Source organism: Streptomyces sp. NPDC001890 (assembly GCF_042891445.1).
Taxonomy (GTDB): domain Bacteria; phylum Actinomycetota; class Actinomycetes; order Streptomycetales; family Streptomycetaceae; genus Streptomyces.
In genome coordinates this window covers 53,757-62,091 of the sequence record NZ_JBIATE010000024.1, presented here as the reverse complement: position 1 = coordinate 62,091, position 8,335 = coordinate 53,757, and the positions used below count along the sequence as shown (strand labels likewise).

At 72.5% G+C, this 8,335-nt stretch carries 8 protein-coding genes; 3 read left to right on the top strand and 5 right to left on the bottom strand.

From position 1 onward, the window contains the following. Positions 1-192 precede the first annotated feature (192 nt). From fxsA to ACFYY1_RS35055, 4 genes are all read right to left on the bottom strand, one after another. Entirely contained in the window at positions 193-783 is a 591-nt protein-coding gene (gene fxsA, locus ACFYY1_RS35070) for an FxsA family membrane protein (RefSeq protein ID WP_388592802.1), read from the bottom strand. A gap of 99 nt (positions 784-882) precedes the next feature. Continuing rightward, on the bottom strand, positions 883-1,650 hold the full coding sequence (locus ACFYY1_RS35065; protein ID WP_388592800.1) for a polyprenol monophosphomannose synthase: 768 nt from the start codon (positions 1,648-1,650) through the stop codon (positions 883-885). Between the two features lie 551 nt (positions 1,651-2,201). Continuing rightward, positions 2,202-3,848 (bottom strand): amidohydrolase, encoded by a 1,647-nt coding sequence (locus ACFYY1_RS35060; RefSeq protein WP_388592798.1) that lies wholly within the window; start codon positions 3,846-3,848, stop codon positions 2,202-2,204. Positions 3,849-3,929: 81 nt separating this feature from the next. Next, positions 3,930-4,370, bottom strand: a complete 441-nt coding sequence (locus ACFYY1_RS35055; RefSeq protein ID WP_388592796.1) for an Lrp/AsnC family transcriptional regulator — start codon at positions 4,368-4,370, stop codon at positions 3,930-3,932. A 204-nt stretch (positions 4,371-4,574) separates the two neighbouring features. Here ACFYY1_RS35055 and ACFYY1_RS35050 point away from each other — a divergent pair, with 204 nt between their 5' ends. Both ACFYY1_RS35050 and ACFYY1_RS35045 read left to right on the top strand, forming a co-directional pair. After that, entirely contained in the window at positions 4,575-4,982 is a 408-nt protein-coding gene (locus tag ACFYY1_RS35050; protein ID WP_388592793.1) for a hypothetical protein, read from the top strand. A gap of 184 nt (positions 4,983-5,166) precedes the next feature. Beyond that, on the top strand, positions 5,167-5,454 hold the full coding sequence (locus tag ACFYY1_RS35045) for a hypothetical protein (protein ID WP_388592792.1): 288 nt from the start codon (positions 5,167-5,169) through the stop codon (positions 5,452-5,454). On the opposite strand, the gene ACFYY1_RS35040 is transcribed toward ACFYY1_RS35045, so the two are convergent. Next, the gene (locus tag ACFYY1_RS35040) at positions 5,417-6,589 is read right to left on the bottom strand and encodes an acyl-CoA dehydrogenase family protein (RefSeq protein WP_388592789.1); all 1,173 of its coding nucleotides are present in this window, start codon (positions 6,587-6,589) and stop codon (positions 5,417-5,419) included. The two genes, ACFYY1_RS35045 and ACFYY1_RS35040, sit on opposite strands and share 38 nt — an antisense overlap. A gap of 401 nt (positions 6,590-6,990) precedes the next feature. Here ACFYY1_RS35040 and ACFYY1_RS35035 point away from each other — a divergent pair, with 401 nt between their 5' ends. Beyond that, positions 6,991-8,268 carry a glycoside hydrolase family 18 protein gene (locus tag ACFYY1_RS35035; RefSeq protein WP_388592787.1) on the top strand — a complete coding sequence of 426 codons (1,278 nt, stop codon included), beginning with the start codon at positions 6,991-6,993 and terminating at the stop codon, positions 8,266-8,268. Positions 8,269-8,335: the final 67 nt, after the last annotated feature.

Sequence of the window (8,335 nt, the reverse complement as noted above, 5' to 3'; positions counted from 1 at the left end):
GCCCGCCCGGCCGGGGCCCGGGCCCCCCCCCCGCCCGCCCCCCCCCCCCCCCCCCCCCGCGGGGGGGGGCCCCGGGCCCGGGGCCCCCCCCCCCCCGGGGGCCCCCCCCCCCGCGGCTCAGTCGTACCCGGTCCATCAGGCGGCCGGGTCCGTCCGACGGCCGGGTCACGCCTCGGCCGCCGGACGGGCGGCTCAGGGAGTCAGTGGCGGCCGGGGGCCCTCGTCGTGGCGCGCACCCGGCTGTGCGCCGTCCTCGCGGATGACCTCACCCTGGACGATCTTTCCGTCCGGCCGGTGAATGCGGGCCTGCTGGAAGGCATCGGAAAGGCTGCCGGGGGTCGCGGCCCGCATCCGGCGCTCCAGCGACCGCTCCGCGTACCGGCCGAGCCAGGAACGGACGGGCGGCACCAGCAGCAGGAGCCCCGCCACGTCGGAGACGATGCCCGGGATCATCAGCAGCAGGCCGCCGAGCATCAGGAAGCCGTTGCCCTTGCCGCCCGAGACATCGGCCGGCGGGGCGGCCGCGGCACCGGGCTGCCCCGGCATCTGCTGCAGTGTCTGGGTGAGGTTGCTGAAGGCCCGGCGGCCGGCCCGCTTCATCACGGCGGCGCCCAGCACGATGCCCGCCACCAGGAGCAGCAGCACGGTGAACCCGCCCGCCGTGTTCGCCACGACGGTGAGCAGCCAGATCTCCAGCACCGCCCAGGCGGCGATGGCGAGGGGGACGAGGGTACGGGCGCGAGAGCGCCTGGGGGCGGTCGGGGGCGGTGTGCCGGTCGTCATGGTCCCCAGTGTGCCCGTACGGGCGTCCGAACGGCGCAAGGGGGTGACCACGGGTGCCGCACCCGATGCCCGCCACCGGTCCGCGGCGGGCGCGGCGGATCAAAGCGCCTTGCGGCCCAGGACCCGGTTCGTACGGGAGGTGACGCCCCAGGAGGTGACCCGCCAGAGGGCCTCGACCAGGATGTCGCGGCTCATCTTCGAGTCGCCGATCTCCCGGTCGACGAAGGTGATCGGCACCTCCACGACGTGGTAGCCGGCCTCGACGGCCCGGCGGGCCAGGTCGACCTGGAAGCAGTAGCCCTGCGAGGCGACCTGGTCGAGGCCGATGCCGTCCAGGGTCTCGGCGCGGAAGGCCCGGTAGCCGCCGGTGACGTCCCTGGTCCGCAGCCCGAGGAGGAGCCGGGAGTAGGTGCTGCCGCCGCGGGAGATCATTTCGCGGGACTTGGGCCAGTTGACCACGCGGCCGCCCGGCACCCAGCGGGATCCGAGCACCAGGTCGGCGCTCTTGAGCGCGGTCAGCAGCCTGGGCAGTTCCTCGGGCTGGTGCGAGCCGTCGGCGTCCATCTCCACGAGCACGCCGTAGCCGTGCTCGGTGCCCCAGCGGAAGCCCGCGAGGTAGGCCGCGCCCAGCCCTTCCTTGCCCTTGCGGTGCAGTACCTGGACCTGGCTGTCCTCGGCGGCGATCTCGTCGGCGACCTTGCCGGTGCCGTCGGGGCTGTTGTCGTCGGCGATCAGGATGTCGGCGTCCGGAACAGCGGCGCGCACCCGGCTGACGATCGGCTTGATGTTCTCGGCCTCGTTGTAGGTCGGAATGATCACCAGGATTCTGCCGAGCGGGCCGTACCGCCGCTGACCGCCGTCGTTCACTTACTGCCCCTTAAGTCCGTACGCAGGTGCACACCATATCCAGCGGGCGGGGGCCGGTCTCCGACGCGGTCGGACGCCGCCGGGCACCGCCGGGGACAGAAGGACGGAAGTACGGACAGAAACCCGGGTACGAGCCCGGACGGGAACTACGAATGGGGGCCCGGCGCCCTTCGGGCCGACCTGGGACCCGCCGGCTGCGGGTCGACCTAGAGCCGTTGTCTACTGAACGTCCGGGCCCCACCCGGGTCGCACCGCCGTCCGGCTGAAACCTTCCCTCGCCCCCGAGGCGCGGGCGCTGAACCTGGCTGTCAGTGGTGGTGCGCCGGTGCGGCACACCACCCCATGACCCAGCGGCGTTCGACGACTGCGTGGAGGTTTAACCGGTCGGACGTCCTGTGGTGGACTCGGCCGAACCTACCGGCCAGTGGGCGCGTTCTGTCAATAGCCGTCTGACCTGCGGTATTTACGAAACTTGCCTGGTCAGTAGCGAAGATCCGCAGGTCGCGGCGGAACGGGCACCCGCATGGGTGACGATGCGAAATGGCCGGACGTCACTCGTTCGGCCGCTCGTAGACAGTTCGTCCGAAGACCACGGTCCGCAGACAGACCGGCAGATCGACGCCGGGAGTGAGATCCGGCAGGCCGGGCGTGCCCGAGCGGGGGTCGGTCGACCAGCGGGCGACCCGGTCGTCCGGAGCCTGGACCACCAGGTCAGCGGTGCGCCAGACCGCGTAGTCGGCGGGGGCGCCGGGCACCAGGGTCCCCGCGTCGTCCCGGCCGACGGCCCGCCAGCCGCCCCGGGTGTGGGCGGTGAAGCCGGCCCGGACGGAGATCCGGTGCTCGGGCGTGCGATGGAAGGCGGCGGCCCGTACCGTGCCCCACGGGTCGAGCGGGGTCACCGGGCTGTCCGAGCCGAAGGCGAGGGGCACACCGGCCCGCAGGAGCGCCGCGTACGGGTTGAGGGTCCTGGCCCGCTCGGCGCCGAGCCGCTGGGCGTACATGCCCTCCTCGCCGCCCCATGCGGCGTCGAAGGCGGGCTGGACGGAGGCGGTCAGCCCCAGCTCCGCGAACGCGGCCACGGTCTCGGGGGTGAGCATCTCGGCGTGCTCGACCCGGTGCCTGGCGCCCCGGATCCGGGACAGCCCGAGCGTCTCGGCGGCGGCCCTGACCCCGTCCACCACGGCGGAGAGCGCCGCGTCCCCGATGGCGTGGAAACCGGCCTGGAGCCCCGCCTCGGTGCACGCAGTGACATGGGCGGCGATCTGCGCCGCGTCCAGGTGCGCGGTGCCGGTGCGTCCGGCCGGACCGTCGGCGTAGGGCTCGTGCAGGCAGGCGGTGTGCGAGCCGAGCGAGCCGTCCACGAAGAGGTCCCCGGCCGCCCCGACGGCGCCGAGTTCCCGGATCCGGCGGGCGTCCTTCTCGTCGGCGACCCGCTCGGCCCAGTAGCCGAAGACCCGCGGCCCGCTCTCGGCGGCGGCGAGCTTCAGCAGTCCGGCGAAGTCCTCCTCGTCGGAGATGTCGGGCCCGCCGCACTCGTGGAGGGTGCCGATGCCGAGCGACGCGGCGTGCCGCAGAGCGGCGCGCTGGGCGTCGGCGCGCTGGCGCGGCGCGAGGGCGCCGTGGGCCGCCGAACGGACCGCGTGGTGGGCGGCGCCGGTCAGCGGGGCGTCGGGGTGGTGGCCGGTCAGTCCGGTGACGCCGGGGACCAGGTCGAGCAGGGCGGTGGTGACGACCGCGGAGTGCACGTCGATCCGGGGCAGGTAGACCGGGCGTCCGCCGGCCGCCGCGTCGAGCTCCCCGCGCGACGGGGGGCGCTGCTCCGGCCAGCGGGTGGCGTCCCAGCCGTGGCCGAGGACGACCCGGTCCTCGGGGTGCGCGGCCACGTACGCGCGCAGCAGGCCGAGCGCCTCGCCCAGGGTCCGGGCGCCGGACAGGTCGAGGCCGGTGAGGGCCAGGCCGGTCGACGTGGTGTGGACGTGGGCGTCGGTGAACGCGGGGGTCACCAGCGCGCCTTCGAGGTCGATCACTTCGTCGACGCCGCTCGCGAAGGCGTCGGCGGCCCCTTCCGAGCCCACCCAGGCGACGTGGCCGCGTTCGACCACCATGGCGGTGGCGAAGGGGTCTGCGGGGCTGTGGACGTCTCCACCGCGCAGCAGCACGGTGCGGTGTTCGCTCTGGGGGGCGGTGCTCTCGGTCATGGGACCAGTCTCGCGCCTGCCCGGGGCCGAGCCGCCCGCGACCCCCTCGCAGGCTTCGGGCGGCCTCCGGTCGGGCGCCTCTCAGATCCTCGGCGGACGTGCCTCGTACGGCGTGGAAAGGACGACGGTGGTGCGGGTGGAGACACCGGCCAGCGAGCGGATCCGGGTGAGCAGGTGCTCCAGTTCCAACGGCGTCGCGACGCGCACCTTGAGGATGTAGTTCTCGTCACCCGCGACGCTGTGGCACGCCTCCAACTCCGGGACGTCGGCGAGCCGGTCCGCGATGTCGTCCGGCGCGCTCGGGTCGAAGGGCTTCACCGAGATGAAAGCGGTGAGCGGCAGGCCGACGGCCTCGGGGTCGACGACCGCGGCGTAGCCCCGGATCACCCCGCGCTGCTCCAGCCTGCGGACACGCTGATGAACGGCCGATGTGGACAGGCCCGTGGCCTTGCCCAGGTCGGTGTAGCTCATCCGCCCGTCCTTGACGAGCAACTCCACGATCTGTCGGTCCAGCTCCTCCATACGGATCAATCTATTGCCCCAGGTCCCTCCAGGCACAGCGGCAGGAGCCCCGGAGAGGGCACCTGCGGCAGGCATGTGATGAATGCCACAGGTTTACGGGTCGGTAGCCGACCCTCTCGCGGTTACCGCCGACGCGCGACGGGAAGTGCTTGCTGTGGTCGAGGCCGTGTCGCCTGGTCGGCCCACCTGAGGGGGGAATTTCCCATGCAGAGCCTGAAGCTCACCGAACGTACCGAGCAGGATCCCGTCGAGGACACCGCTTCCGACGAGGACGCCGCTTTCGGGGCGTACGACACCTTCGAGATGTACCGGGTGATCTGCCCGGACTGCGCGCAGCCGATCGCGCTGCTGGCGGACGAGGACGTGCTGCCGGAGCACGCGCTGTGCCCGACGCCGTGGAATCCGTTCGTGCTGACCGTGTGCGCCGGTACCGGCCGCCCGGCGGCGCAGTCGCGGCCCGCCGACGAGTCGTTCGACGCCCAGGAGCAGGAGACGGGCCTGCTGTTGACACTCCCTCAGGGGCTCGACTGGCGGATGCAGCCGTTCTCGCACGCCGGCGGTCCCGGCTCACGCCCGCTGCGGGTACCGCAGATGCGGCGCCACGCCGCCTGACGGCGGCCCCGCACGCGACCGGCCCGGACGCCTCCGGGCCCGCCCCGCACATCTGCGCCGCACCACGAAGGCCCGGCCGACGTGGTGCCCGCGGTACGGACCGCCCGCCGCCCGGGGACGGGGCGAACGGGCTCTCGAATCGGCCGGACAGTGACCGGGAAACGCCCCGCACCGTTGGCCAGGTATGACCCTGCTGCATTCAACGGCCGGTCCCGGCCGCCGCCGCCTCGCCGCTCCCACCGCCGAAGAATCGGTTCCGCAGCCGATGGCTCCCCGGTCGGTGCCGCGACCGGTGCCGCACTCCACCGATCCGCCCATCTACCGGGCCCTGCTGCGTCATTGGGAGAGCGCGGACCGCACCCTGCCGGGCCGCCACGACCAGGAGTGGAACCGGATCATGGCGACGCCCGTGTGGTCGGACCGGCCGCTGCGGGTCAGCGCGTCTCAGGACCCGCGAGGTGGCGCGCGATGACCATCCGCTGGATCTGATTGGTGCCCTCGACGATCTGCAGCACCTTCGCCTCGCGCATCAGCCGCTCGACGGGGAAGTCCTGGGTGTAGCCGTATCCGCCGAGCACCTGGACGGCGTCCACGGTGACCCGCATGGCGAGGTCCGTGCAGAACAGCTTGGCCATGGCCGCCTGGCGCGAGAAGGGCTTGCCCTCGTCGCGGAGCCGGGCCGCCTCCAGGTAGAGCGCCCGGCCCGCCTCGATCTGGGTGGCCATGTCGGCGAGCATGAAGCGCAGCCCCTGGAAGTCCGCGATCGGGCGGCCGAACTGCTGCCGCCCGGTGGCGTAGCCGACGGCCTCGCTCAGGGCCGCCTGGGCGACGCCGATGGCGCAGGCGGCGATGCCCAGGCGCCCGGAGTCGAGTGCGGACAGGGCGATCGCGAAGCCCTGGCCCTCCTCGCCGATCCGGCGCGCGTCACCGACCCGTACGCCGTCGAAGTTCAGCTGGGCGGTGGGCGAGCCCTTCATGCCCATCTTCTTCTCGGGGGCGGCCGCATCGAGCCCCTCGGCGTCGCCGGGGACCAGGAACGCGGTGATGCCGCGGGGGCCCTCGGCCCCGGTGCGGGCCAGGACCGTGTAGAAGTCGGCGATGCCACCGTGGGTGATCCACGCCTTGGTGCCGGTGATGACCCAGTCGTCGCCGTCCCGTACGGCCTTCGTGCGGAGCGAGGCGGCGTCGGAGCCGGAGGCGGGCTCGGAGAGGCAGTAGGCGCCCAGCAGGCCGCCTCCCAGCATCGCCGGGAGGTGTTCGCTCCGCTGCTCCTTGGTGCCGTATCCGGCGACCGCGTGACAGGCCAGGGAGTGGACGCTGACGCCGAGGCCGACGGTCAGCCGGGCGGCCGCGAGCTCTTCGAGGACCTGGAGGTAGACCTCGTACGGCTGGTCGCCGCCGCCGTGGGCGGAGTCGTAGGGCAGTCCCAGCAGTCCGGACTCGGAGAGCAGCGAGAAGACCTCGCGCGGGAACCGGCCCGCTTCCTCCTCCTCGGCCGCCCTGGGCGCGATCTCTCGCTGGGCGATGTCGCGGACGAGCGCGACGAGCTGCCTGGACTCCTCGGTGGGCAGACGGCGTTCCACCAAATGCGGGGCACGGTCGGACATGACGGCGCTCTCCTCCCTGTCGGGCGTTGCGGCGGTCGCGCGCGAGGGGTGTGGGCGGCGCCGCCGGGGGCTTCCGGGTCTGGCCCGGAGAAGCAGGGCTTGCGGGTCTGGCCCGGAAAAGCACTGCTGCCCAGCCGACGCCGGCCCCCTCGGATTACGAGAGCTGCTGGCCAGCGGCTGTGGCGGCTTGAGTATGCCCGATCGGACGATATCCGTCACGGGGTCACCGGGCGACTCGGCACCGTCCACGGCGATCAGCGGAAATGGTCCGAACCATTGACCTCACTGGTCTAGTCCATCTACGGTCCTGCGGAACGGCCTTTGCACGTTCATGCCAAGTACATGCGATGGCCGTACTGCTCGCCCCCACAAGCAAGTTCCCTCCCCCACGAGGAGACACGATGTTCGGCAAGCACCGTCCCCGCGCCCGATTCCGGGCGTTCGCCGCAGCCGCCTGTACCGCCGCCCTCGGCGCCACCCTGCTGGGTGTCGCGGGCACCGCGTCGGCCGGCACACCCCCCACCACGCGGGCAGCGACCCCCGCCCCCGCATCCGCCGACGCGGCCCCCGCGGCGGCCGGCGACAAGGTGGTCGGATACTTCACCAACTGGGGTGTCTACGGCCGCAATTACCACGTCAGGAACATCGAGACGTCCGGCTCGGCGGACAAGCTCACGCACATCAACTACGCCTTCGGCAACGTCACCGGAGGCAAGTGTGCGATCGGCGACTCGTACGCCGACTACGAGAAGGCGTACACCGCCGACCAGTCCGTCGACGGCGTGGCCGACACCTGGGACCAGGATCTGCGCGGCAACTTCAACCAGTTGCGCAAGCTGAAGAAGCTGCACCCGGACCTCAAGATCATCTGGTCGTTCGGCGGCTGGACCTGGTCCGGCGGCTTCGGTGAGGCCGCGAAGAACCCGGCCGCGTTCGCCGAGTCCTGCTACAACCTGGTGGAGGACCCCCGCTGGGCCGATGTCTTCGACGGCATCGACATCGACTGGGAGTACCCCAACGCCTGCGGTCTGACCTGTGACACCAGCGGCCCGGCCGCCCTGAAGGGTCTCACCACCGCGCTGCGCTCGAAGTTCGGCAGCAGCAACCTGGTGACGGCCGCCATCACCGCCGACGGCTCCGAGGGCGGCAAGATCGACGCCGCCGACTACGCCGGCGCCGCCCAGTCCCTGGACTGGTACAACGTGATGACGTACGACTTCTTCGGCGCCTGGGACGCCAAGGGCCCGACCGCCCCGCACTCCCCGCTCACCTCCTACGACGGCATCCCGAAGGAGGGCTTCAGCAGCGAGGCGGCCATCACCAAGCTGAAGGCCCAGGGCGTCCCCGCGTCCAAGCTGCTCCTCGGCATCGGCTTCTACGGCCGCGGCTGGACCGGCGTCACCCAGGACGCGCCAGGCTCCACCGCCACCGGCGCCGCACCCGGCACCTACGAGGCGGGCATCGAGGACTACAAGGTCCTCAAGAACAGCTGCCCGGCCACCGGCACCGTCGCCGGCACCGCCTACGCCCACTGCGGCACCAACTGGTGGAGCTACGACACCCCGGCCACCATCGCCACCAAGATGAACTGGAAGAACCAGCAGGGTCTCGGCGGCACCTTCTTCTGGGAGCTCAGTGGTGACACCGCCGACGGCGAGCTGATCAAGGCGATCAACTAGTGGGGTAGGGGCGCCTGTTCACGGCAGCAGGGACGGGGCGGTGGGGCCGATCGGCTCTCCGCCCCGT